Consider the following 24,353-nt stretch of genomic DNA (forward strand, 5'->3'; position numbering starts at 1 on the left):
ACCAAATGCACGGAGTAGTTTATTTTTTTAAATTGGGTAATGTCAGAGCCTGGGTTCCTGTTTACCCAGAATTATTTTAGCATTATGTTTTTTATACAGTTTTATGATTTTTTCTTCTTTTCGTATCGTATCGAATGCCGCAGAAGCATACCCAGTTTCTTTCATAATTTTCCTTGCCAGCAACCGACATGATTTAATCTTTGCCATATCACGCTTTAAGATTTTTTTTGCTGCTTTAACCCAGATTCCCACGTCTTCAGCGTGATACTTCCTTGCTGCTTCTGGGCCAGCATCTCGCCACTTCTCTAAATTAGCTTGTTTTCTGGCTTCAATTTCTTGGAACTTCTCATCTTCCAGTTGTCGCAGTTTTTCAGCAACAGCAGCTTGCAAATCGGGTTGGTTGTCAATAATTTTACTTAATACGCGAGCCTTTATATACAAGCTATAGACAGTTGAACGCTGGAACTCTGACCATGCATCATTAAGCAAGGACACATACTCTGGATAAAGTGGTTTGGTTTTATATCGCAGTATGTAGATAATATTGTCAGCTTTAATTGCGAATGTATTAGCAGCTTCAATATCAGGATAGTTATCCGCTTTCAGCGTTTCATTGATCCACAATTTGAGCGGCTTTGAAATTTGTGTTTCTACTAGATTGGCATACGCTTCACCGCTGGTGTACCGGTAATTGTCACACCACCCTTTCATTGCAGTAATGACATGATCTTGATAATCAGTATCAAGCAGATCGGCAAAGCTTGCGGATAAATCTTCGTTCAACATGCACTCCCTTCAAAGCGCTGCCCTTCGAGATAAACACCCCAAGCGGTTGAAGGAAACCGTTTTCGCCTGGCCGGGCTATGGGGTGATCAAAAATATTTTACAGAACAATTCAATTTTCTGAGTCAAAAAATTTTCTTGAATTCTTGACGGTTGAAGCATGAAATTTACTGCCCAAATATTAGGCAATCGACATGAAAAACAGGGGGGTACTTTTCAAAAAACGGGTAACTTTGCGGGTAAATTTAAATGTTAAGAAATACAGAATGACTTCAATAAATGATTTCAAGTGATGATATGAATCCATTCTGAGCATCAACGGTGCACAGTGATCACTTTATTGAATCGATGATTCTATCCAAGTATAGGCGCGTCTTTTTGGCTGCCTGCTCTTCGTTTCGTGTCAATTCTTTCTGTACCAAGTTTGCAAAATTGATCAGGCTTTGTGATGGGTAGGCATCCTGCAAGCCATAATATCTAAAGATTCTTATCAACAGAATCGACAGCTTCGCGCCGCGCCATTTTGGCTTTTTTCGTGGGCGGCTCGAGTAGGGTGGCGGTTAAATCATGGAGTGTTAGCAATAGCTGAAGGTGCCGCTGTGCCCATACTGGCAAGGGCGCGGAACCGTTCGCCCAATGGCAAACGCTGACACGGGAAACGCCTGTACCCGATGCAAAATCACTCTGTTTCCAGCCTAATTTATCCAAACCTTTTTTGAAATCTTGCGGTGTCATATCAATTCCTTCGCGCGCGCATGAGAGTTTCAAGGGTAGCAGAACTATAGGTGTAAAGCAACTTTAATAGAAAGTGGGAAATTATATTAATAAAGTAAACTAATTTTAATAAAAAGTGGATAATCGTTAAATTAGTGAATTTAACATAACGTACGTTATACGCAGTCGGTTTTTATAGTGCGGTTAAAGTGGGAAATCCAATTATTACAATTAGTTACGCTGGATTTTATGCGTTTTCGCATACACATTGAATAATTATTCGTGTGCGATTACGCATAATAAATAGTACGTGTGCATAACAATGACAACGATATGGTTATTTGCCAGGTGTGAGGTGGACAACAGGATAATTCCGCGCGGGATTTTTGCATTTAATCGGCTTGTGTAGTCTGAAAAGAGCGGTTATCGAAGCATAAAAACCCCGGAATTAACCCAAAATGTCGGAACAAATCCGGGTTTGTCGGAACGTTTTATAAAAATGTCGGAACGCTGAAAGCATTTATTCATGAGGTTCTTTGAGCTTTGTTCCGACAATTCCGACAATTCCGACAAGTTTTGAAGGGGGTAGGATAAAAACGCAAAAAAAGAAACTGAAAAGATCAAACCGATTTACTGAATAACGGGATAACTTCGGCTCCCTTTTCTAGTGCCTCGATGTGGTTACTCCACCACATCATCATCCTTTTCCGTTCCGGCAAGTATTCCGCCCGGTTGTATGCGCCTCTAACTTCATTTCTTTCACCATGCGCTAATTGCCGTTCAATAGCATCGGGGCTGAATAGGCCTGATTCATTCAATGCTGTTGAAGCAACCGCCCGGAAACCGTGACCGGTCATCTTGCCCTTGTATCCAAGGCGGTACAGTGCAAAAAGCAATGTATTGTTGCTGATAGGTTTATTCGGGTTTCTTCCGGGCAACAGGTAACGGCTATTACCTGCGATGTTTTTTAATTCGGCTAGTATGTTCATTGCCTGACTTGTAAGTGGCACCACGTGCTCATTTTTCATTTTCATGCGCGTGGATGGAATAATCCATAGCGCGTTATCCGTGTCGATTTCTTCCCATGATGCGCCAATAAGTTCATTGGTACGAACGAAGGTTAAAGCCAGCAGCTTCAATGCAAGCTGTGTTTGTCTGTCACCAATGCATTCATAGGTGGCGATTGCTCGAAGCAATTCGGGTAACTCTTCCGGTTTGACAGCAGCTTGGTTTTTCTTCTTATGCGGTGTAAGTGCTCCGCGTAGATCGCCGGAAGGATCACGAGAACAACGACCTGTTGATATACCATAGCGGAATACTTGACCGCATACACCCAGCACCCTATGCGCTAGATCATAAGAGCCGCGCTGCTCAATGATGCGGATCATATTGAGCAATTGCGGGGCTTCAATTGCGCTGATAGGGTACATGCCGATAAAAGGAAACACATTGAGTTCAAGCCGTCTCAGCACATCCTTTGTATGACTGATTACCCATGTATGCATTTGCTTTGTGTACCATTCGCGGGCGATGGCTTCAAAGCTGTTAGCTGCGGCTTCCTTCGCTTTTTGTTTGTTGATCTGCCGATCAATCGAAGGGTCAATATTGCTTATCAGCTTCACCCGCTCAGCCTGTGCAAGCTGCCTTGCTTGTTTTAATCCCACAACAGGATAGACGCCTAGTGAAATGCTTTTTTCTTTGTCATGAATCTTATAGCGTAACCGCCAATATTTGCGGCCATCTTCATAGACCCAAAGATACAGCCCACGGCCATCATGAAGCTTGCGAATTTTGACGCCTTCAGTAGCGGCATTCTTGCAAGCCAAATCAGTCAGCAATTCCATTTTGGCCATAGTGTGGTAACTCTTTATGTGGTAAAAATTGTTACCACTCTTTTTACCACATTTTTTGACTGGATTCTAGCGGATTATTTCGGATTGCTACGGAAAGGAAATGCTTTTATATAAGCTATTTTCAAGGGTTTTCTGGACTGTTGCGGAGGTGTGCGGATTTGTAAATGGCGGAGGCGGTGAGATTCGAACTCACGGTAGAGTCACCCCTACGGCAGTTTTCAAGACTGCTGCCTTAAACCAGCTCGGCCACACCTCCTTGTTTCATCAGTTGCGCATCATACCTTTTAGCGCTGATTTTGGCTAGTTGCTTCAAGCGTAATTTATTTCTGCAGCGTTTCGGCCAAGAAGTTGCAGAATGAATCGTTCGATCCGATGTGCTGCTGGTTTTCAGCCTTTTACCGGTTACGCCGGTTCTTCAGATACAATTTCATGGAATAAGAACTTATTCCAAAAGGAAATGGTATGTGGTCGGATCCCGAGGTGGCGCGCCTTGCAGCGGTACGAATGAGCACCAACCAAGATATGGTGCAGCGGATGCGATTGGGCGGTTTGTTTTATGTGCTGTGTTGCAGTGCTTCGCTCTTGATGTCTCCGGAACTAACCGCCCAGCCCTACATTTGGGGTTTTGATGTTTTTTTTACCGTATTGGCAATTTTACGGCTGTTGATTCACCGGTTTTCAGCAAAATTCAGCCATGAAAAGCAAGTATTGCTGGAATTCGCGATTGCTGCAATTTACGTGGCAACGGCTTTAACCTGGGGCAGTTTGCTGGTTTGGATTTTCTCTTCCATTCAGACAATCGACACCGGTGCGGCGCTGGCGGTCATTGCTACCGTAGGGTTTGTCGCAGGCGGTATTGCGGCTATTTCACCCCGGATTCGTCTGATGCTGGTTTTTGCCGTGTTGATTTATTTGCCGAGCCTTGCCGGCCTGGCCATGTTTATTCCCGATGAAGGCCGGTGGGTATTGATGACGATCGGCTTGGCTTATTTTATTTTTTTGATTCACAACGGTAAGTTGCAGCATCAGAATTATTGGATTGCGAGGGAGCAGGCGGTTTTATTGCAACAACAGGCGGACGATCTGGAGCAGGCGCGCTTGCAAGCGGAAAATGCCAATAAAGCCAAATCGGTCTTTTTGGCAGCAATGAGTCATGAGATCCGGACGCCGATGAACGGTGTTCTGGGAATGACTGAATTAATGGCAATGACCGCTTTAAACCCTGAGCAAAAAAAATACTTGAATGTTATTCGCGATTCCGGGCGGACGTTGTTACGCGTTATCGACGATATTTTGGATTTTGCGAAAATCGAAGCGCACAAGCTGACGATCGCTAATCGTCCATTTGATCTGGATCTTCTGCTCACCGATGTCGAATTGTTGTTTCAACAGAAAACCAAGGAAACGTCGCTGAATTTTGTTGTGATTCGCGATGGTACAAGTCAGTGCCGGTTGATCGGTGATCCGGACCGGATTAAACAAATTTTATTTAATTTGCTCGGAAATGCGTTTAAATTCACGCAACAGGGGGAAGTAAAGCTGTCGGTGCAATGCCAGCCGGTGCCCGGGAAAGATCGCGTGGAATTGGAAATGACGGTAACGGATACCGGGACCGGTATTTCCGCCGAGAACCAAACGCGCTTGTTCGAGGAATTCACCCAGGTTGGCGAAACTACCCGGCATATCCATGGAGCCGGATTGGGGCTGGCGATTACGCGTAATTTGCTGACATTAATGGGCGGGGAAATTTCATTAATGAGCGAGATTGGCAAGGGGTCGCAATTTTGCGCGCGGATTCCATTGCAAGTTGCGGCCGCTGAAGTTGCCGCGGCGGGGGAGAACGATCCGGGCGGAATCGAATTCAAGGCTGCCGGCGAATACCGTCCGCGGGTATTGGTAGTGGAAGACAATCCGGTCAATCAGATGATTAGTAAAGCGATGCTGGAGCGGATGCAATGTGAAGTGGTGATGACCGCCGACGGTGCGGAAGCGATTCACGCTTATCAGACCCAGCCGTTCAATTTGATTTTGATGGATTGCAACATGCCGGTAATGGACGGGTTTGAAGCAACGCGGCGGATACGCAGCTTGGAGCAGCAACAAAACAAGCCGCCGATTCCCATCGTGGCGTTGACAGCGCATGCCTTTGAACATATCAGGAACGAGTGTTTTGACGCGGGAATGAATGCGCACCTCAGCAAGCCTTTCAGTTATGAACAATTGGAGAAAGTACTGCAGCAATATGCTCCGGTTCATTTGTCCTGACCGGAAAAGTTGCCATGGCAGCAATTAATCGTAACCGGAAATATCGTATCAATGCGATAATTGCTAGCAAGCATGGCATATGCGCTGCAATGAGACGCATGGCCCCCTCGTTTTTTTATTTCGTTAGAATCTATGATCTGGAAACCCAGTGTGACAGTTGCGACTGTCGTTGAGCAAGATGGCAAGTATTTGCTGGTTGAAGAAGAACCCGAAGCCGGACTTGGCTTGTTTTTCAACCAACCGGCGGGACATTTGGATCCTGACGAATCGATTATTCAGGGCGCTATCCGGGAAACGCTCGAGGAGACCGCTTATACCTTTGTGCCCGATTATTTGCTGGGTATTTATCAATGGCATTCGCAGCGCGCCGGCATTACCTATATCCGTTTTGCGTTCAGTGGCCGGGTCACGCATCATGACCCGCTGCGGGTGCTTGATGCCGGCATTGTCCGCGCAGTTTGGCTGAGTTTTGATGAAATCATGCAAGAAAGCCAGCGGCATCGCAGTCCGCTGGTCATGCAGTGCATCCGCGATCACCGGGCCGGCAAGCGCTATCCGCTGGAATTACTGACACATTATGAATCCTGATTCGACGAAAAAATACCGGGTGGTGGTCGGCATGTCCGGCGGTGTTGATTCTTCCGTTGCCGCTTATTTGTTGAAGCAGCAAGGCTATGATGTGTTGGGTCTGTTCATGAAGAATTGGGAAGATGACGATACCGACGATTATTGTTCTTCCCGCCAGGATTTTCTGGATGCGGTGTCGGTTGCGGATGTGATCGATATTCCGATTGAAGTCGTGAATTTTTCGGCGGAGTATAAAGAGCGGGTTTTTTCGCATTTTCTCGCGGAATATCAAGCCGGGCGGACGCCGAATCCCGATGTGTTGTGCAACGCCGAAATTAAATTCAAAGCTTTTCTGGATCACGCCAATAAACTGGGCGCCGATTATATTGCGACCGGGCACTATGCGCAGGTACGCAAAGCCGATAGATCTTTTCAATTGTTGAAAGGCGAAGACGGCAGCAAGGATCAAAGCTACTTCTTGTACCGGTTGAATCAGGCGCAACTGGCGAATACGCTTTTTCCAATCGGGCATTTGTATAAGCGCGAGGTGCGCGCTATCGCGAAGCAAGCCAATCTGCCCAATTTTTCGAAGAAAGATAGCACCGGCATTTGTTTTATCGGGGAGCGTCCGTTCCGGGAATTTCTGAATCGCTATTTGCCGCATGAGCCCGGCGAAATTCAGACCCCTGATGGTCAAGTGATTGGCCGGCATCTCGGGTTGATGTATTACACCATCGGACAGCGGCAAGGGCTGGGTATCGGCGGCACACGCAGCGGTACTGATGAGCCGTGGTTCGTGTCCGCCAAGGATATGACCCGGAATGTGCTTATTGTTGTTCAGGGTCATGATCATCCGGATTTATTTAAACCATCGCTCAGCGCCACGGATTTAACCTGGATCAGCGGGAAAGCGCCCCATTGCAATTGGGTCTACGCCGCCAAGACCCGTTATCGCCAAGCCGATGCGCCGTGCGCAATTAGTGTTTTGACGCCGGAGCATTGCCAGGTTGATTTTGCCCAAAACCAATGGGCCGTAACGCCCGGTCAATCGGTCGTGATTTACGAAAGTAAAGTGTGTCTGGGAGGCGGGATCATTACCGGTTAAAGCGATTCTGGCTTTTTAGCTTCGAACGTTTATCCAGTTTTCTGTATTCACCGCGGATATCGCGTAATTATTGCAAGCTGCGCCACTGTTAACCTGCGGCATTCCAATCCTTATCGATTTGAAATAGATCTTAGATTTAATGGGTTGTGATTTTTTTTACTGCCGGCCCTTGAAATTCTGAAGCACAATCCCTATTATCAGCACTCATGGTTTGAGAGTGCTAACACTATGTTTATCTGTATTGGCACCCTGACTGTTTGGTAATTGCAAGAAAAATGTGCTGTCACGTGGCGGCATCTAATATGGGATCCATTATTTTTACAGGAGAAAACAGTATGAAAATTCGTCCTTTGCATGATCGTGTGGTTGTCAAGCGATTGGAAGATGAACGTAAGACCGCGTCGGGTATCGTAATTCCCGATTCGGCGGCGGAAAAACCAGATCAAGGTGAGATCTTGGCTGTTGGCAAAGGAAAAATGGGCGACGATGGAAAACTGTACCCAATGGAAGTTAAAGTGGGCGATAAAGTATTGTTCGGGAAATATGCCGGTCAGACGGTTAAAGTTCATGGCGAAGAACTATTAGTCATGAGAGAAGAAGATATCATGGGTGTAATTGAAGGTTAATTGCGTCGGTTCGGTGACTTGCTATAGATAATGTATTGTTGAGAGATTAGGAGAGAAAAGTTATGTCAGCAAAAGAAGTGAAATTTCATGATTCAGCACGTCATAAAATGGTGGCTGGTGTCAATGTTCTGGCCGATGCAGTTAAAGTAACGCTGGGTCCCAAAGGGCGCAATGTTGTTCTGGAGCGTTCATACGGCGCTCCGACCATTACAAAAGATGGGGTTTCAGTTGCTAAAGAAATCGAACTGAAAGACAAATTCGAGAATATGGGCGCGCAAATGCTGAAAGAAGTCGCCAGCAAGACTTCCGATGTGGCGGGTGATGGAACGACCACAGCGACGGTATTGGCGCAGGCGATTGTTAAGGAAGGCATGAAGTTTGTGGCCGCCGGTATGAATCCGATGGATCTGAAACGCGGGATTGATAAAGCGGTAGGTGCGGCGGTTGAAGAATTGAAAAAACTGTCTAAGCCTTGCGCAACGGCAAAAGAAATTGCACAAGTTGGCAGCATCTCAGCAAATTCGGATACCGAAATCGGTAAGATCATCGCCGATGCCATGGATAAAGTAGGCAAGGAAGGCGTCATCACGGTGGAAGACGGTTCAGGATTGCAGAACGAATTGGAAGTGGTAGAAGGTATGCAATTCGATCGTGGTTACTTGTCGCCTTATTTTGTCAGTAGCGCGGAAAAACAAATTGCACTGTTAGACAATCCATTCATCCTGCTGCACGACAAGAAAATTTCTAATATCCGTGATTTATTACCGGTATTGGAGCAAGTTGCCAAGGCTGGCAAACCGCTGTTGATTATCGCAGAAGATGTCGACGGTGAAGCATTGGCGACACTGGTTGTCAATAACATCCGCGGCATTCTTAAAACCTGTGCGGTTAAAGCTCCAGGATTTGGCGATCGCCGTAAAGCCATGCTCGAAGATATCGCGATTCTCACCGGTGGTACCGTGATCGCTGAAGAAGTGGGTCTAACGCTGGAAAAAGCGACTTTGAACGATCTGGGTCAAGCCAAGCGAGTCGAAGTGGGTAAAGAAAATACCACGATCATCGATGGTGCAGGCAATGTTGCCAATATCGAAGGCCGTGTTAAACAAATCCGTACCCAAATCGAAGAAGCGACCAGCGACTATGACCGGGAAAAACTGCAAGAGCGTGTGGCTAAACTTGCCGGCGGTGTAGCGCTGATCAAAGTCGGTGCCGCGACCGAGGTTGAAATGAAAGAGAAAAAAGCCCGTGTCGAAGACGCGTTGCATGCAACCCGCGCAGCGGTGGAGGAAGGGGTTATTCCAGGCGGTGGCGTTGCATTATTGCGTACGGTCCCGATCGTCAAAAAGCTGAAAGGCGATAATCACGATCAAGACGCCGGTATTAAAATTGTATTGCGTTCACTGGAAGAGCCATTGCGCCAGATCGTGACCAATTGTGGCGATGAACCGTCGGTTGTGGTTAATAAAGTAGCTGAGGGACAAGGCAATTTTGGTTACAATGCGGCTACCGGTGAATATGGCGATTTGGTTGCAATGGGTGTACTTGATCCAACCAAAGTAACTCGCTCGGCACTGCAAAATGCGGCGTCGGTTGCAAGTTTGATGCTGACGACGGATGCGATGGTCGCGGAATTGCCTAAGGAAGAGGCAGCGCCTGGCGGCGGCATGGGTGGAATGGGCGGTATGGGTGGAATGGGCGGCATGGATATGTAACAGCAATATCCATAACTGTAGAATCCAACTTCAAAGTATTAAACAGACCCCGATTATTTTGGGGTCTGTTTTTTTATGGCGAATCTATCGATCGATGGAATATCAAGGGCTTTTCAATTGTAATTTTTGATTAAAAAATAATTTAACATGATAAATTCTAAGTTATGAACCTATCGGAAAACTATTCTGCGTCTGAAGATCTGCTCAAGGATCGAGTGATTCTTGTTACAGGTGCAGGACAAGGTCTGGGCCGTGCGGCGGCGTTAACCTATGCGCGTCATGGGGCAACGGTGATTCTTCACGGGCGGAAAGTCAAGAAATTGGAGGGCGTTTATGATGAGATCGAAGCCATCGGTAAAGCTCAGGCATTAATTTTTCCATTAGACTTCGAGCGCGCAGAAGAAAAGGATTACGCCGTGTTAACTCAGGCAATCGGGGAGCAGTTGGGGCGGCTGGATGGAATCTTACATAATGCAGCTTTTCTATATGACTTGAGTCCATTAGAGTATCAAACGGCTGCGCAATGGCGAGTGATATTCCAAATTAATGTGATTGCACCTTTTGCAGTCACGAAAGCTTGCCTCCCATTACTGAAGGCTTCGCCTGATGCGAGCATTATCATGACTTCAAGCACGCAAGGCAATCAGCCTGCCGCTTATTGGGGCGGTTTTGCGGTAGCTAAAGCTGGCATTGAAGCGTTGGTAAGGATTCAAGCGGATGAGTGGGAAACAATGCCTAACCTCCGCATCAATAGCATCGTGCCAGGGATCGTGAATTCGCCTCAGCGAATTAAAACTCATCCTGGTGAACTTAAAAGCGCCATACGGCAACCCGATGACTTAATGCAGAATTACCTGTATTTGATGGGACCTGATAGCAAAGGCATCAGTGGCCAGACTTTTTATTGTCCATCATAAGGTTAAAACCACCGGCTTCAGCCGGTCAGCTTTAGCTGCGAGAATATGCCACACAGGAGGTGTGGCATGGATTATAGATATGGAAGTCATACGGTTTATCAGATTGAATATCATTTTGTATGGGTAACGAAGTATAGATATAAGATTCTGAAGGGAGAAGTAGCAGAACGAGTACGAGAGTTGGTTCGTCAGACGTGTGAAGCATTTGAAATGAGAATTGTACAGGGTGTAGTAAGTAAGGATCATGTGCGTATTCTGGTGAGTTGTCCGCCGGAGATGGCTCCGAGTGAGATCATGAGGCGACTAAAAGGACGAACATCGAGCTATCTGTTTGAAGAATTTCCTCACTTGAAGAAGCGGTACTGGGGAAGGCATTTTTGGGCGCGAGGGTATTTCTGCGTGACAGTAGGTCAGATGACAGAAGAGATGATCAAACAATACTTGGAGCATCATTTTGAGCCAAATCCAAACGACAATTTTAAAATGGAGCCGGAATAAGACGCGTCGTTTAGTCGACGCGTATCCGGACTTTCAGTCCGTAACTCAAACCCACCGGCTTTAGCCGGTGGTTGTTTAGTGTTAGCGATACGCTTGGATTAGACGATCCGGCTGCGGTTGGCGGGATTAATCGGTATAATCTCCTAAAATATCAGGAATTGCGAAAGTGGCGGAATTGGTAGACGCACCAGATTTAGGTTCTGGCGCCGAGAGGTGTGGGGGTTCGAGTCCCCCCTTTCGCACCAAATGGGATGACTGCTGAGAACTCGTTTTATCAATTTGAAACGAATAATTGTCAGCTAAAAAAGAATATTTCTAAAAATAGTTAATCAATCAGGAATTTTAATGGGATCAAATGTAGAAAATCTGGGTGCACTGGAGCGCCGTTTTGATATCACGATTTCTCGAGAAAATTTGCAAAACGAAATTGATAATCGATTGAAGCAGATTGCGAAAACAACGAGGTTGCAAGGCTTTCGGCCAGGAAAAGTTCCTTTGAAAATAGTTGTGCAAATGTACGGTGCGCAGGTGCAGCAAGATGTATTGAATGATGCCGTGCACAAAGAATTTAAGGAAACGGTCAAGGAGCATAATTTGCAAGTCGTGGGTTATCCCCGTTTTGAAGAGAAGCTCTCAGGTGATGATACTGCAACACTATATACTGTCAGTGCCACATTTGAAATTTATCCCGTCGTTGCGTTGGGCGATTTAAGCCAGCACAGTATCGAGCGGCCTGAAGTCCGCTTGTCAGAAGCGGATATTGATAAAACGCTGGAGATGATTTGTAAACAGCGCACAACCTATCAATCCATTGACCGAGAAGCAAAAGCGGGTGACCGGGTCAAGATAAATTATCGTGGTACGATCGATGGAAAAGATTTCACTGGTGGAACAGCTGACGATGTGCAATTGATTATCGGTGATGGGAAGTTCCTTAAGGATTTTGAGAACTCATTGATTGGTATGAAGCCGGGAAACAATAAATCATTTGATGTCATTTTTCCGGAAGATTACCATAATAAAGATCTTGCGGGAAAAACCGTTACTTTCGAAGTAACGCTTATTTTGCTTGAAGAACCAATAATACCTGAAGTAGACGCTGATCTTGCCAAATCATTGGGTATTGATGACGGTGATTTGAAAAAACTACGCGAGGGAATACAAAAAGATCTTGAACGTGAAGTTTCCAGAAGAGTCAGGACAAAACTTAAAGAGCAGGTTATGCAAGTATTGCTAGACAGTACCCCGCTGGAAGTACCGAATGTTTTGATCAACCAAGAAATTGAGCGGCTGATGCAGGATGCGAGGAAAGATCTTGAAGCACGTGGTATGAAATCCAAAGAGATTCCGTTGTCGGCGGATCTGTTTAAGGGAAAAGCGGAGTATCGCATCAAGCTAGGTCTCATTTTGTCAGAACTTGTTAAAGAACATGCGCTTAAAGCTACATCAGAACAAGTGCGCAGCATTATTGAAGACGTGGCACAGAGTTATGAAAATCCGGAACAAGTAGTAAAATGGCATTATGCTTCTCCTGAGCGCTTGCAGGAAGCTGAGTCGCTTGCATTAGAAGAAAACGTTGTAAATTGGGCTTTGGGAAAAATAAAACAGATCAATAAACCGGCTACTTTTGATGAGCTCATGGGAATCTCTTGAAATGATCCAATTAAATAATGATGTAAAAAATATGGAACCAATGAATCTGGGGCTAATCCCAATGGTCATTGAGTCGAGCGGAAGAGGTGAGCGAGCGTACGACATCTATTCGCGATTACTAAAAGAGAGAGTAATATTTCTAGTAGGTCCGGTTACGGAATCGAGTGCGAATCTGATAGTTGCGCAGTTATTATTCCTTGAATCAGAGAATTCCGAGAAAGATATTTATTTTTATATTAATTCTCCCGGCGGAATGGTGTCTGCCGGTATGGCAATATACGATACGATGCAATATATCAAACCGGATGTTAGTACTTTATGTATCGGGCAAGCAGCAAGCATGGGAGCATTGTTATTAACTGCCGGTGCCAAAGGAAAACGATACTGCCTGCCCAATTCGCGCGTCATGATTCATCAACCGCTGGGGGGCTTTCAAGGGCAAGCCTCTGACATTGAAATACATGCGCGGGAAATTTTATACCTTAAAGCGCGTCTAAATGAAATTCTTGCAAAGCATACAGGGCGCCCTGTTTCGGAAGTTGAAAAAGATACAGATCGTGATAACTTTATGAGTGCAACTGAATCAGTTAATTACGGTTTAGTGGACGCAGTATTGTCGCAGAGAGATGAGAGTGCTTAAGTAAGTGGGATTTCTTGTTTTATTTTTATTCAAGATAAGAGTCGTTAAACTCATTACGGTGGGAAAAGAATATGCCAGACAAAACGAGTGGTGAAAAACTTCTTTATTGTTCTTTTTGCGGCAAGAGTCAGCATGAGGTACGAAAACTCATTGCAGGTCCTTCGGTATTTATTTGCGATGAATGTATTGATCTTTGCAATGACATTATCCGTGAAGAAATGCAAGGTGATGAAGCCACAAAACTGGTTAAATCAAATCTGCCTGTTCCCCGTGAGATATGCCAAATACTTGATCAATATGTAATTGGGCAAGAATCGGCGAAAAAGATACTTTCTGTTGCAGTTTATAATCATTACAAGCGTTTAAGAAACGTCGTTAAATCGGAAGACGGTGATGATATCGAGTTGTCAAAAAGTAATATATTGCTGGTTGGGCCTACTGGATCTGGTAAGACATTACTCGCGCAAACGCTGGCCCGGTTACTGGACGTGCCATTTATTATGGCCGATGCAACAGCTCTAACGGAAGCTGGTTATGTTGGTGAAGATGTCGAAAATATCATCCAGAAATTGTTGCAAAAGTGTAATTATGACGCAGAGAAAGCGCAACGAGGGATTGTATACATTGACGAGATCGATAAGATTTCTCGAAAATCTGATAACCCCTCGATAACACGCGATGTATCCGGTGAAGGTGTGCAACAAGCGCTGCTGAAATTGATCGAAGGAACAATTGCGATGGTTCCCCCTCAAGGAGGCCGGAAACATCCCAATCAAGAGTTTATTCAAGTCGACACAACAAACATTCTATTTATTTGCGGTGGTGCATTTGATGGATTGGATAAGGTGATCAGAGCACGTACTGAGAAAGGCGGAATCGGGTTTGGCGTTGAAGTGAAAAATACAGCGAATGGTAATGTAAACAAAGTTTTGCAACAAGTTGAGCCGGAAGATCTCGTGAAATTCGGATTGATACCTGAATTCGTCGGGCGTTTGCCGGTTGTTGCAACACTGGAAGAACTCAATGAAGCAGCACTGATTCAGATTCTGACAGAACCAAAAAATGCACTGGTTAAACAATATTGGAAGATGTTCAATATGGAAGGGGTTGATCTTGAGTTCCGGGAACCAGCCCTCAAGTCCATCGCAAAAAGTGCTCTGACCCGGAAAACAGGCGCTCGCGGGCTTCGCTCCATTTTGGAAGAGATATTGCTGGATATCATGTACGATTTGCCATCGTTGGATAATGTTTCAAAAGTTGTGATTGATTACAACTCGTCGAGTAATGATATTAAACCGATTTTAATCTATTCGGATCAACCCAAAGTAGCTAAGCGCTCTAAATAATAGCCGGTTAGTGAGCTGAACAAAAGTTGATAATGGCAGTAATTGCCGGGTTTCTCCAAACGGTATTTATAGGAAGTCGTGATAAAGGGTAATTATTACGTATTTACACGTCTAATTGCCCGATTAAAGCCGATGCTTCTGTGCTAGTGTAGCCGTTATTGTTATTGTAAATGCCGAGTTTCTCCGAATTGTGCATATAATTTCACAAATAGTCATAAATTTTATAAAGCCGATATGAATTCTTTATTAGAGCACTCCGAACAGTTGATATTGCCGTTGCTTCCCTTGCGAGATGTGGTGGTTTTTCCGCATATGGTCATTCCATTGTTTGTTGGGAGACAAAAGTCGATTAAAGCACTTGAGTTGGCCATGGAGTCAAATAAAAATATCCTTCTTGTTGCTCAGAAAGTCGCATCGAAGGATGATCCAGCTCCTGAAGATCTCTATGAAGTGTGCAGCATTGCCAGTTTGTTGCAGATGCTCAAGCTCCCCGATGGAACTGTCAAAGTCTTAGTTGAAGGCAACTATCGCGCTCGTATTCATGAATTGATTGATTCTGAAACGCATTATTCCGGAAGGGCTTCGCAGATTGAAATTGATGTCGCTGATAATCCGGAAGCGGAAGCAATGCGACGCGCTATTCTTGCGCAGTTTGACCAATATGTGAAGCTTAATAAAAAAATACCTCCGGAAATCATTACATCAATGGGTGGTATTGATGATGCGGGACGCTTAGTTGACACAATTGCAGCGTACTTACCGCTTAAACTGGAACAGAAGCAGGAAGTTCTTGAAATATTTGATATTCCAAAACGCCTGGAACATTTGCTAGGTTTATTGGAGACTGAGCTTGACATTCTTCAAGTGGAAAAAAGAATCCGCGGCAGAGTTAAGCGGCAAATGGAAAAAAGCCAACGTGATTATTACCTGAATGAGCAAGTAAAAGCCATTCAGAAAGAATTGGGCGAAGGCGAAGACGGTGCTGATATTGAAGAAATAGAAAGAAAAATAAAAGCTGCTCAAATGCCCAAGGAGGCACTCGCCAAAGCCGAATCCGAGTTAAAGAAGCTGCGGTTGATGTCGCCGATGTCCGCTGAAGCTACGGTCGTGCGTAACTATATAGATGCACTTGTTGCGCTGCCTTGGAAGAAAAAGAATAAAATTAATCAGGATCTGACAGCCGCCGAGGATGCGCTGGAAAAAGATCACTACGGCTTAGAAAAAGTTAAAGAGCGGATTGTAGAGTATCTGGCGGTTCAACAGCGTGTTAGCAAAATGAAAGCTCCGATTCTTTGCCTAGTTGGCCCCCCGGGGGTAGGTAAAACATCACTCGGTCAGTCCATTGCGCGTGCGACGAATCGGAAATTTGTACGTATGTCACTTGGAGGCGTGCGTGATGAAGCCGAGATTCGTGGACATCGGCGGACTTATATCGGGTCTATGCCAGGAAAAATTTTACAGAATATGAGTAAAGTGGGAGTCAAGAATCCGTTATTCCTGCTTGATGAAGTGGATAAAATGGGAATGGATTTTCGAGGTGATCCATCATCTGCGTTACTTGAAGTACTTGATCCAGAACAGAATAATACTTTCGTGGATCATTACATCGAGGTGGAATATGATCTGTCCGACGTAATGTTTGTGGCAACCGCCAACACCTTAAATATTCCGCCTGCTCTTCTTGATCGCATGGAAGTGATCAAATTATCCGGTTATACGGAAGACGAAAAATTAAATATTGCCACTCGTTACCTGCTAACCAAGCAAATGCGTAATCACGGGCTTGAAGAGAGTGAATTGACTGTCTCAGAATCGGCGCTCAGGGATATTGCCCGTTATTACACGAGAGAAGCAGGGGTGAGGGCAATGGAGCGGGAAATTTCAAAAATTTGCCGGAAAGCTGTAAAAGCGTTATTGCTCAAAAAAGGAAAAGGCAAGGTGGCCGTGACATCCAAGAATCTCGATAAATTCTTGGGGGTGCGTCGCTATACTTACGGCATTGCTGAAGAAAAAAATCAAATTGGGCAGGTTACCGGCTTGGCCTGGACGGAAGTCGGGGGTGAGTTATTAACGATTGAAGCAGTAGTGCTGCCCGGCAAAGGGAAAACCATTACAACCGGTAAACTGGGCGAGGTAATGCAAGAGTCGATACAAGCGGCATTGTCAGTGGTACGGAGCCGCGCTCATATATTTGGATTAGCGGAAGACTTCTATCAAAAGAACGATATTCATATCCACTTGCCGGAAGGCGCAACGCCGAAAGACGGTCCGAGCGCCGGGATTGGGATTTGTGTCGCGATGGTATCGGCTTTGACAAATATTGCTGTACGCGCTGACGTAGCCATGACCGGTGAAATAACTCTGAGGGGTGAAGTACTTCCAATCGGGGGATTGAAAGAAAAATTACTGGCGGCGCATCGTGGTGGTATCAAAGTGGTTATTATTCCCGAGCAAAATGTTAAGGATTTAGCTGACATCCCTGTGAACGTGAAAAGTCAGCTAACGATTCATCCTGTTAAGTGGATTGATCAAGTGCTTGATTTAGCACTGGAGCATAAGCCGGAGCTGCTTCCGGCGCCCATACCGCAATCATCACTACCGTCAGGATCGGAAGAACAGATTATTGAAGCCGTCATAAAGCATTGAGTGGGCGGGACTATACGGTTCTTTGCTATTGGTAATTTTTCTAAGTCAATCGAAATTCAGCCAGTAACGGAATATGGTCAGACATGCGATGCCATGGCTGACCATGCAAGAAGTTACAATCGATCACATCAAGACCCCGGAAATAAATCCGATCCATCGATAATACCGGAAGCCAAGCAGGGAATGTGCGGGCATAAGTGCCGTGAGTGAGTTTGAAAACCTCTCTCACACCCAAATCACGATGTAAATAGTGTTCGGCGCGCCCGCGCCAATCGTTAAAATCCCCTGCGATTATCAAAGGCTCATCAAATGGCACATGCGAATTGATGCGCTTTACCAATGTGGAGAGCTGGCGTTCTCTCTCCAGCCCGAATAAGCCCAGATGAACACAAATGATATGAACTTTGCGACTGATACCGGGGATTTGAATGGCTCCGTGCAGCAGACTCCGGCTGGCCGACCGGAATAATGACACGTTGATATTATCCCATTCTATAAATGGATATTTACTCAGAATGGCGTTGCCATGATGGCCTGACTTATAAATGGCATTCTTGCCATAGGCGTAATGCTGCCAAACTTGATCGGCTAGAAATTCAAATTGCTGGTTATTCGGCCAGTCGTCAAAGCGGTTATTGGTAATATTACGTTCACCATAAACCTCTTGCAGAAAAACGATATCGGCATTGATATGTTGCAATGAACGTTTGATTTCATGAAGAATGAAACGAAGATTACTCGCACTGAATCCTTTATGGATATTATAGGTGAGTACTTTTAGCGATATGCCGGTCATACAGTTCCTGAATTATTGACTTCCAAACCGGTCAAAAAAACCGGTCAAAAAAACCGGACAAAAAGCATATTTCTCAAAATGGATTAGTGACATTGCCGACCGAATTTTTACAACTACTGTTTTTAATTATAATCGCAAATGGTGCGCCAGTATTGGTACGGCTGCTTATGAAAGATCATTTAGATGTTGCGGTTGATTTCGGCGCAAAATTTGCAGATAGCAACCGTATCTTTGGATCTTCAAAAACCTGGCGAGGAATTATCGCTGCTTTATTAGCAACACCCATTGCGGCCTTTGTATTGGGGTATTCTCTTGAAACCGGCCTGCATATTGCAGTTTTTGCGATCTTGGGAGACCTGTTATCGAGTTTCATAAAGCGCCGGTTGGGGATGGTGCCAAGCAGCAAGGCGTACTTGCTTGATCAAGTTCCGGAGTCGCTTTTTCCGGCCCTGGCAGTGATGAAAATTTTTAATCTAGGATTCTCTGACATTCTGCTGCTGGTTTTTGTTTTTTTGATCATCGATCTTGTAATCACATACATGCTTTATCACTGGAGAATTCTAAGGAAGAAACCTTAATTGCCGGGGAGTTTCGTCATGGATCGTAGAAAGAATCAGATCATTAATATTCCCAATTTGGTCAGTTTGATTCGCATATTGACGACGCCGTTTCTATTTTACTTTGCGTTCACGCATCAACCCCACTGGTTCATAGGTGTGTTGTTATTTGCGGTATTCACGGATGTGTTGGATGGCTTTTTGGCGCGATTGCTCAATCAAATAACCGCGGTGGGCTCACGGCTCGATAGCTGGGGGGATTTTTTCATCTACACCACCATGGCGGTTTGCGCCTGGATTTTATGGCCGGAAATCATTATCCGGGAAAAGCTTTACTGGTTGATTATCGTGCTGAGTTTTACGTTGCCGGTAATTGTAAGTCTCATAAAATTCCGTACGATTAGCAGTTATCACACCTGGAGTGTAAAGCTAGCGGTGGCAGTAACCGTAGTAAGTTATGTTTTGTTATTCACAGAGCTACTCGACTGGCCAATTAGAGTGGCCGCCGTTTTCTGCTTGTACGCTGCCATTGAAGAGATTGCGATCACATTGCTGATTCATCGTGAGCTTGTTGATGTAAGGACCGTTTGGCAAGCGCTACATTATAAAAGGAAAACCGGGCGCGTTAATAAACTCTGAGGCCGGTGCGAAGTCAGTTCAGTCGATTGATTATTATTCTTGTGTGGTTTTTTTATGATAAAAAAAGTTCAAGCTAATGAAGTTCGATTAGGCATGTATATCCATGAGTTGCGTGGAAATTGGCTGGAACACCCGTTCTGGAAAAAATCATTTAAGCTGGATCAACAGAAGGATCTGGATAAATTGCTTGGATGCAGTTTCGATGAGATATGGATTGATACCGATAAGGGATTGGATATCAAGAATCTCCAATCCGACATCAAGATCAGTCCGAATTCTAGTGTTGAATCTCCGAAGCCGGTTATAAAATCTCAAACACCGGTTTCGATTGCAGAAGAAATGGATGCGGCTAAGAAAATTCATAGCAAAGCCAAAGAAGCGGTTACCAGCATGTTTTCCGATGTACGCATGGGGAAAGCGCTGGAAATCGCGGAAGCGACTGAGCTGGTGGATGAGATCAATCAATCCATGGAACGCAACCCGAACGCGCTGCTGAGTCTGGCGCGGTTGAAAACTGCCAATGAATACACCTATTTGCATTCCGTTGCGGTTTGCATGCTGATGGTAGCTCTTGGGAGGCAATTAGGCTTGAAAGGCGAAGAACTCCGGCAAGCCGGTGTGGCAGGATTGCTGCACGATGTCGGCAAGATGGCGGTTCCTAACGAAGTTCTGGAAAAACCGGGGAAATTGACCGATGAAGAATTCTCGATCATGAGAAGCCACCCGCGGCGCGGCTGGGAAATTCTCAAATCATGCTACCAAGTGCATGAATCCGCGCTGGATGTGTGCTTACATCACCATGAACGCATCGACGGGCAAGGCTATCCGGAAAAACTGAAGGGCGATCAATTGACGCTCTTTGCCCGCATGGGCGCGGTTTGCGATGTGTATGACGCGATCAGCTCGGAACGATGCTACAAGAAAGCCTGGTCGCCCTCGGAATCGATTCATAAAATGGCGTCATGGAAAGACGGCCATTTCGACGAAACCGTATTTCATGCGTTTGTGAAAACCATTGGAATTTACCCGAATGGCACGCTCGTCAAATTGAAATCCGGCCGCTTGGGCGTGATCATCGAACAATCGAAAAAAAGCCTGACCGCGCCGATTATCAAGATATTTTTTTCCACGCGCGCTAACGGTTACATTCAGGCGGAAATTCTGGATTTGTCAAAAGGCGCGGATAGTATCGTAGGCGTTGAAGATCCGCTCAAATGGCAGTTTGATATCAACAAGCTGCAGGGCATTTAACGAAAGAATGGGGAAGTAGCGGAAAGACGGCAACTAAGCGGCCAATAAAAAAAGCCCCGCATAATTTGCGGGGCTTTTTTTCATCCAGTCACCGGTTTGCAGCCGATAGCGATTGTAACTTCAGATTTTCAGAAGTTTAGCCATTGATCGCACGACGGCGTGCAAATGCACCGACAATACCTAATCCGGCCAGCAAAAGAGCATAGGTTTCAGGTTCCGGTACCAATGAGACATTGATATTATCAATTGAATAATCTCCGAAAGCGCCGGTGCTATTGGCGCCAGTGATAGTCACTGAAACCAGGTTGGTCCAGCCGATGGCCGCCCATTGAAAATCATCGACACCGCCTACACCATCGCGTATTCCATCAAGCGTGATACTGGTGCTGAGTACGCCGCCGCCGAATTGATTGCCGGTGATGATGACGTCCGAGAAGTCATTGAGTGATTCACCGGGCAGCCATAGCTCAGCCACTTCAAGTCCAACCAGATTGAAAAGGCTGCCGCCCGCGTGTGTCATTGTTACCGATTTTCCTAAAGCAGAGGCTGCTTCGGCTGAAAGATAATTCGATCCGCTCGAAACGAGCCTCGAATCGAAGGTGTCAATGATATGGAAATGATCGCCAACAAAATCAAAACCATCCGAAGTGACGGCGGTAGAAATACCATTGTTGGTAGGCGCGAGATCGTCAAAAGTGATGGCGGCGGCATGTGTCACCCCTGACAGAGCAAATGAAGCTGCACCGATGATGGATGCATAAGTCAATGTTTTCATAATAATTCTCCTGTTAGAAAAGATCTAAAACAAAAAAATCATCCTGAGGCATTAGGCCTGATGATGATTGGTGCGGCGTTGCGCGAACATGCCAATGGCGAATAAGCCGGCCAGCAGCATCAGATAAGTTTGAGGCTCGGGTACTGCTGTGATGCTTGCAATCCAGGCGGCATGCGGCAGCAGATAGGTATCACCGCCGACCTCACCGAAAGAGGAATCCAGTTCATCGTTAATATCGCCGAATCCCACACCGAAAGTGGCGCCGAACGAATGCACGCCGACCAGTTTAAATAGGCCGCCTTCGAGAACAAAGCTGGGGCCGCCGGAGTCGCCGGAAGCGATCATGGCTTCGTTAGGGAACGGTAAACCGGTGTTACAGGTTCCGGCTATGATACAGAAGACATCGTGCGCGGCGGTGCCGTCATCGAAGTCATATGCCAAACTGCCGCCGCTCCATTGCGCATCATAAACGTTGTAACCGTAATGCAGTGTGCCAAAAGTACCGGGAATGGCGCCAGTTGAACCGGTGCCGATCAAACCGTAGCCAGCGTGTAATACCGGCTGAAGAACCGGACTGCCGGACGCAAGCCCGAAACCGGGAATGGAATTGACCGGTGTATCCAGCTTGAGGATTGCGATATCGTCATTGTTGCCGAGCGAATGGCCATCCCAGGTTGGAAAGACAAAAGCCTCGGTGGAAGTTGTGGTGACCGTGCCGCCCTGGAAAGAAATGGTAGCGGAATTGAGCAGATTATTGCCGTCATCATCCGTGACACAATGTGCGGCAGTCATCAGAAAGGCGCCGCCGTCCAGCAGCGAACCGCTGCAACCGAAATTACCGTCGCTGCGGCTCAACAACAGCTTCGCCACGCCGTCAAACGGCAAGCCCAGCGGCGCGATCCAATTAGCAGGATCATCGCTGGCAACCATTAAAGGCATGTACTCTTTGGCGGCGTCGAGATCAATCACCGGCAGTGTTGTGGCATGAGCCGAAACCGATAGCCCTGCGGCAACCGAAAACGAAATTAATAAGTGGTGCAATTTATGATTCATAATTTTAATCCTGTGAGTAACCATTGATTGGGTAAAAAATCCGTTTATTGGAGTGAGCCGCGCTTAAAAAATGATAATCATAACAAGCAAACCGGATAGTTATTGCTGCTAAACGGTTTAAGTTAATCTGTCGTATCATTGCGATAGCGCGCATAATTAATCCGATACATGAGAATTGTTTTTTTGTTATCTAAGTGATTGATTTCTCAATTTACTCACTTCAACAGAAGGCATTATAACGAATTTCTGGAAAATGAAAATCCATCATTGCATCCATGAAATGAACAACCGGTAAAAAATAGCATTTATGGGGATTGCCGGATTGATGGAATTGCTCTATTTTCAGCAGTCCTGAGAAAACCGGATTCATAAACGATCATGACAACGCCAATGCCCCCTGACAATCCGATTCAAGATTTACTCGATTTCATTGATCGCAGCCCGAGTCCGTGGCATGCCGCCGCTTCGGTTGAAGCCGCGGTGCAAACCTTTCAATTTGCCAGACTCGATGAAACCGCCAAATGGCAACTGCAAGCCGGCGGGCGCTATTACGTGGTGCGCGACGATTCGTCGATTGTGCTGTTCGTATTGGGCAGTAAAGCGCCGGTTGAAGCGGGTTTCAAAATCGTCGGCGCGCATACCGATTCGCCGGGATTCCGCATCCGTCCGCACGCCGCCACGGTGAGCAGCGGCTTTGCCCGGCTCGGCGTCGAAATTTACGGCGGGCCGATCCTGGCGACATTCACCGACCGCGACCTGAGCCTGGCGGGCCGTATCAGCTATCTCGACGAGCACGGCAAGCTGGCGTACCGGCTGGTGCGCTTTGATCAGCCGCTGCTGCGTCTGCCGAACCTGGCGATTCACATGAACCGCGGCGTCAACGAGGATGGTTTGAAACTGCACAAGCAAAACGAATTGCCGCCGTTGTTCGCGCAACTGACCGGCGAGCAATTGCCGCAACCGTATTTTCTGGCGCTGCTGGAGCAAGCCAGCGGCATTCCCGCGGCGCAAATCCTGTCGTGGGATCTGGCGGTGTATGACACCCAAAAAGGCGCGGTGTGGGGTGCGAACCGGGAGTTCTACGCCGACAGCCAGATCGACAATCTGGCGTCGTGCCACGCCGGCTTGCAAGCATTGCTGGCCGACACTGTCATGAATGATGCGCACAGCACGCTGGTGTGCGCGTTTTTCGATCACGAGGAAATCGGCAGCCAGAGTCATGTCGGCGCCGGCGGCAGCTTCCTCGCCGATACTCTGCAACGGATTTGCATCGCCACCGGGATGGATCGCGAAGACACCGCCCGGGCGCTGGCGAACAGCTTCCTGATCAGCGCCGACATGGCGCACGGCTATCATCCGAACTTTCCGGCAGCGTACGACGCCGATCACCGCGTGTACGTCAATCAGGGGCCGGTGATCAAATCCAACGCCAACCGGCGTTACAGCACCGAAAGCGTCTCCGCCGCGCAATTCATCCGCTGGTGCGAGGACGCCGAAGTGCCGTACCAGCGCTACTCGCACCGCAGCGACCTGCCGTGCGGCAGCACCATCGGGCCGATCGCCTCGGCCAAGCTCGGTATCCGCAGCGTCGACGTCGGCTGCCCGATGTGGGCGATGCACAGCGTGCGCGAAAGCGCCGGGGTGGACGATCATGACTACATGATCCGCGTGCTGAAACGCTTTTTCAGCGATTGAGTTCGCCTTTTGAATGATGTGATTTTCTACAAGGTTTCTTTTAATTTTCAGGTTTCCAACATAATTTTGCGAATGTTCTATCGAATAGGTTGAGAAAACCTATTTCAAATGCGGTACGGACTTGTGGGTTTTATCACAGAGTCACACGATTTTTGTGGCTATACTTCCTGACTTGCAATGTATCTTGAAACGATTTTAAGAATTCATGCATGGATAGGAGTTTTTTTTGACCGGCAATTTTTAGCGAAGTAGGGTTTCCGCG

At 46.4% G+C, this 24,353-nt stretch carries 21 protein-coding genes and 2 tRNA genes; 16 read left to right on the top strand and 7 right to left on the bottom strand.

Annotated features, from left to right (window positions below):
- Window positions 1-42: 42 nt before the first annotated feature.
- The 4 genes from RBH92_RS04015 to RBH92_RS04030 all read right to left on the bottom strand — a co-directional run bounded on the left by RBH92_RS04015 (window position 43) and on the right by RBH92_RS04030 (window position 3,606).
- Entirely contained in the window at window positions 43-786 is a 744-nt protein-coding gene (locus tag RBH92_RS04015) for a hypothetical protein (RefSeq protein ID WP_307933366.1), read from the bottom strand.
- 474 nt (window positions 787-1,260) lie between these two features.
- Window positions 1,261-1,518 (bottom strand): helix-turn-helix domain-containing protein, encoded by a 258-nt coding sequence (locus tag RBH92_RS04020; protein ID WP_307933367.1) that lies wholly within the window; start codon window positions 1,516-1,518, stop codon window positions 1,261-1,263.
- Between the two features lie 599 nt (window positions 1,519-2,117).
- Window positions 2,118-3,350, bottom strand: a complete 1,233-nt coding sequence (locus RBH92_RS04025; protein WP_307933368.1) for a tyrosine-type recombinase/integrase — start codon at window positions 3,348-3,350, stop codon at window positions 2,118-2,120.
- Between the two features lie 165 nt (window positions 3,351-3,515).
- Window positions 3,516-3,606, bottom strand: a tRNA-Ser gene (locus tag RBH92_RS04030).
- 206 nt (window positions 3,607-3,812) lie between these two features.
- Here RBH92_RS04030 and RBH92_RS04035 point away from each other — a divergent pair.
- The 12 genes from RBH92_RS04035 to lon all read left to right on the top strand — a co-directional run bounded on the left by RBH92_RS04035 (window position 3,813) and on the right by lon (window position 17,325).
- Window positions 3,813-5,615: a response regulator gene (locus RBH92_RS04035; protein ID WP_307933369.1), complete on the top strand. Its 1,803-nt coding sequence runs from the start codon at window positions 3,813-3,815 to the stop codon at window positions 5,613-5,615.
- Window positions 5,616-5,747: 132 nt separating this feature from the next.
- Window positions 5,748-6,203 (top strand): NUDIX hydrolase, encoded by a 456-nt coding sequence (locus tag RBH92_RS04040; protein WP_307933370.1) that lies wholly within the window; start codon window positions 5,748-5,750, stop codon window positions 6,201-6,203.
- Window positions 6,193-7,287, top strand: a complete 1,095-nt coding sequence (mnmA, locus tag RBH92_RS04045; RefSeq protein ID WP_307933371.1) for a tRNA 2-thiouridine(34) synthase MnmA — start codon at window positions 6,193-6,195, stop codon at window positions 7,285-7,287. Before RBH92_RS04040 ends, mnmA begins: the two co-directional genes overlap by 11 nt.
- Window positions 7,288-7,622: 335 nt before the next feature.
- Window positions 7,623-7,913, top strand: a complete 291-nt coding sequence (groES, locus tag RBH92_RS04050; RefSeq protein ID WP_307933372.1) for a co-chaperone GroES — start codon at window positions 7,623-7,625, stop codon at window positions 7,911-7,913.
- Window positions 7,914-7,975: 62 nt separating this feature from the next.
- Window positions 7,976-9,625 carry a chaperonin GroEL gene (gene groL, locus RBH92_RS04055; protein WP_292922636.1) on the top strand — a complete coding sequence of 550 codons (1,650 nt, stop codon included), beginning with the start codon at window positions 7,976-7,978 and terminating at the stop codon, window positions 9,623-9,625.
- Between the two features lie 164 nt (window positions 9,626-9,789).
- Complete coding sequence (locus tag RBH92_RS04060; protein ID WP_307933373.1) at window positions 9,790-10,542, top strand: YciK family oxidoreductase; 753 nt, start codon at window positions 9,790-9,792, stop codon at window positions 10,540-10,542.
- Window positions 10,543-10,608: 66 nt separating this feature from the next.
- The gene (tnpA, locus tag RBH92_RS04065; RefSeq protein WP_307932278.1) at window positions 10,609-11,040 is read left to right on the top strand and encodes an IS200/IS605 family transposase; all 432 of its coding nucleotides are present in this window, start codon (window positions 10,609-10,611) and stop codon (window positions 11,038-11,040) included.
- A gap of 160 nt (window positions 11,041-11,200) precedes the next feature.
- A tRNA-Leu gene (locus tag RBH92_RS04070) sits at window positions 11,201-11,285 on the top strand.
- A gap of 100 nt (window positions 11,286-11,385) precedes the next feature.
- Window positions 11,386-12,693 (top strand): trigger factor, encoded by a 1,308-nt coding sequence (gene tig / locus RBH92_RS04075; protein ID WP_307933374.1) that lies wholly within the window; start codon window positions 11,386-11,388, stop codon window positions 12,691-12,693.
- 1 nt (window position 12,694) lies between these two features.
- Window positions 12,695-13,333 carry an ATP-dependent Clp endopeptidase proteolytic subunit ClpP gene (gene clpP / locus RBH92_RS04080; protein WP_307933375.1) on the top strand — a complete coding sequence of 213 codons (639 nt, stop codon included), beginning with the start codon at window positions 12,695-12,697 and terminating at the stop codon, window positions 13,331-13,333.
- A 71-nt stretch (window positions 13,334-13,404) separates the two neighbouring features.
- The gene (clpX, locus tag RBH92_RS04085) at window positions 13,405-14,679 is read left to right on the top strand and encodes an ATP-dependent Clp protease ATP-binding subunit ClpX (RefSeq protein WP_307933376.1); all 1,275 of its coding nucleotides are present in this window, start codon (window positions 13,405-13,407) and stop codon (window positions 14,677-14,679) included.
- A gap of 234 nt (window positions 14,680-14,913) precedes the next feature.
- Window positions 14,914-17,325 (top strand): endopeptidase La, encoded by a 2,412-nt coding sequence (lon, locus tag RBH92_RS04090; RefSeq protein WP_307933377.1) that lies wholly within the window; start codon window positions 14,914-14,916, stop codon window positions 17,323-17,325.
- A gap of 40 nt (window positions 17,326-17,365) precedes the next feature.
- On the opposite strand, the gene RBH92_RS04095 is transcribed toward lon, so the two are convergent.
- Window positions 17,366-18,121 carry an endonuclease/exonuclease/phosphatase family protein gene (locus RBH92_RS04095; protein ID WP_307933378.1) on the bottom strand — a complete coding sequence of 252 codons (756 nt, stop codon included), beginning with the start codon at window positions 18,119-18,121 and terminating at the stop codon, window positions 17,366-17,368.
- Between the two features lie 92 nt (window positions 18,122-18,213).
- Here RBH92_RS04095 and RBH92_RS04100 point away from each other — a divergent pair, with 92 nt between their 5' ends.
- Genes RBH92_RS04100 through RBH92_RS04110 form a run of 3 tightly spaced genes read left to right on the top strand, consistent with a single transcriptional unit; the run spans window position 18,214 to window position 20,568 of the window.
- A complete protein-coding gene (locus RBH92_RS04100; RefSeq protein ID WP_307933379.1) occupies window positions 18,214-18,699 on the top strand; it encodes a CDP-archaeol synthase in 486 nt (161 codons plus the stop codon).
- Between the two features lie 18 nt (window positions 18,700-18,717).
- A complete protein-coding gene (locus tag RBH92_RS04105) occupies window positions 18,718-19,317 on the top strand; it encodes a CDP-alcohol phosphatidyltransferase family protein (RefSeq protein ID WP_307933380.1) in 600 nt (199 codons plus the stop codon).
- Between the two features lie 54 nt (window positions 19,318-19,371).
- Window positions 19,372-20,568: a cyclic di-GMP phosphodiesterase gene (locus RBH92_RS04110; protein ID WP_307933381.1), complete on the top strand. Its 1,197-nt coding sequence runs from the start codon at window positions 19,372-19,374 to the stop codon at window positions 20,566-20,568.
- A gap of 136 nt (window positions 20,569-20,704) precedes the next feature.
- Here the strand turns inward: RBH92_RS04110 and RBH92_RS04115 are convergent, their stop codons facing one another.
- Both RBH92_RS04115 and RBH92_RS04120 read right to left on the bottom strand, forming a co-directional pair.
- Window positions 20,705-21,343 (bottom strand): FxDxF family PEP-CTERM protein, encoded by a 639-nt coding sequence (locus tag RBH92_RS04115; RefSeq protein WP_307933382.1) that lies wholly within the window; start codon window positions 21,341-21,343, stop codon window positions 20,705-20,707.
- Between the two features lie 51 nt (window positions 21,344-21,394).
- Complete coding sequence (locus tag RBH92_RS04120; RefSeq protein ID WP_307933383.1) at window positions 21,395-22,396, bottom strand: trypsin-like serine protease; 1,002 nt, start codon at window positions 22,394-22,396, stop codon at window positions 21,395-21,397.
- A 378-nt stretch (window positions 22,397-22,774) separates the two neighbouring features.
- Here RBH92_RS04120 and RBH92_RS04125 point away from each other — a divergent pair, with 378 nt between their 5' ends.
- Window positions 22,775-24,091, top strand: a complete 1,317-nt coding sequence (locus RBH92_RS04125; RefSeq protein WP_307933384.1) for a M18 family aminopeptidase — start codon at window positions 22,775-22,777, stop codon at window positions 24,089-24,091.
- The last annotated feature ends 262 nt before the right edge of the window (window positions 24,092-24,353 follow it).

This window comes from Nitrosomonas sp. sh817, from assembly GCF_030908545.1.
Taxonomy (GTDB): Bacteria; Pseudomonadota; Gammaproteobacteria; order Burkholderiales; family Nitrosomonadaceae; genus Nitrosomonas.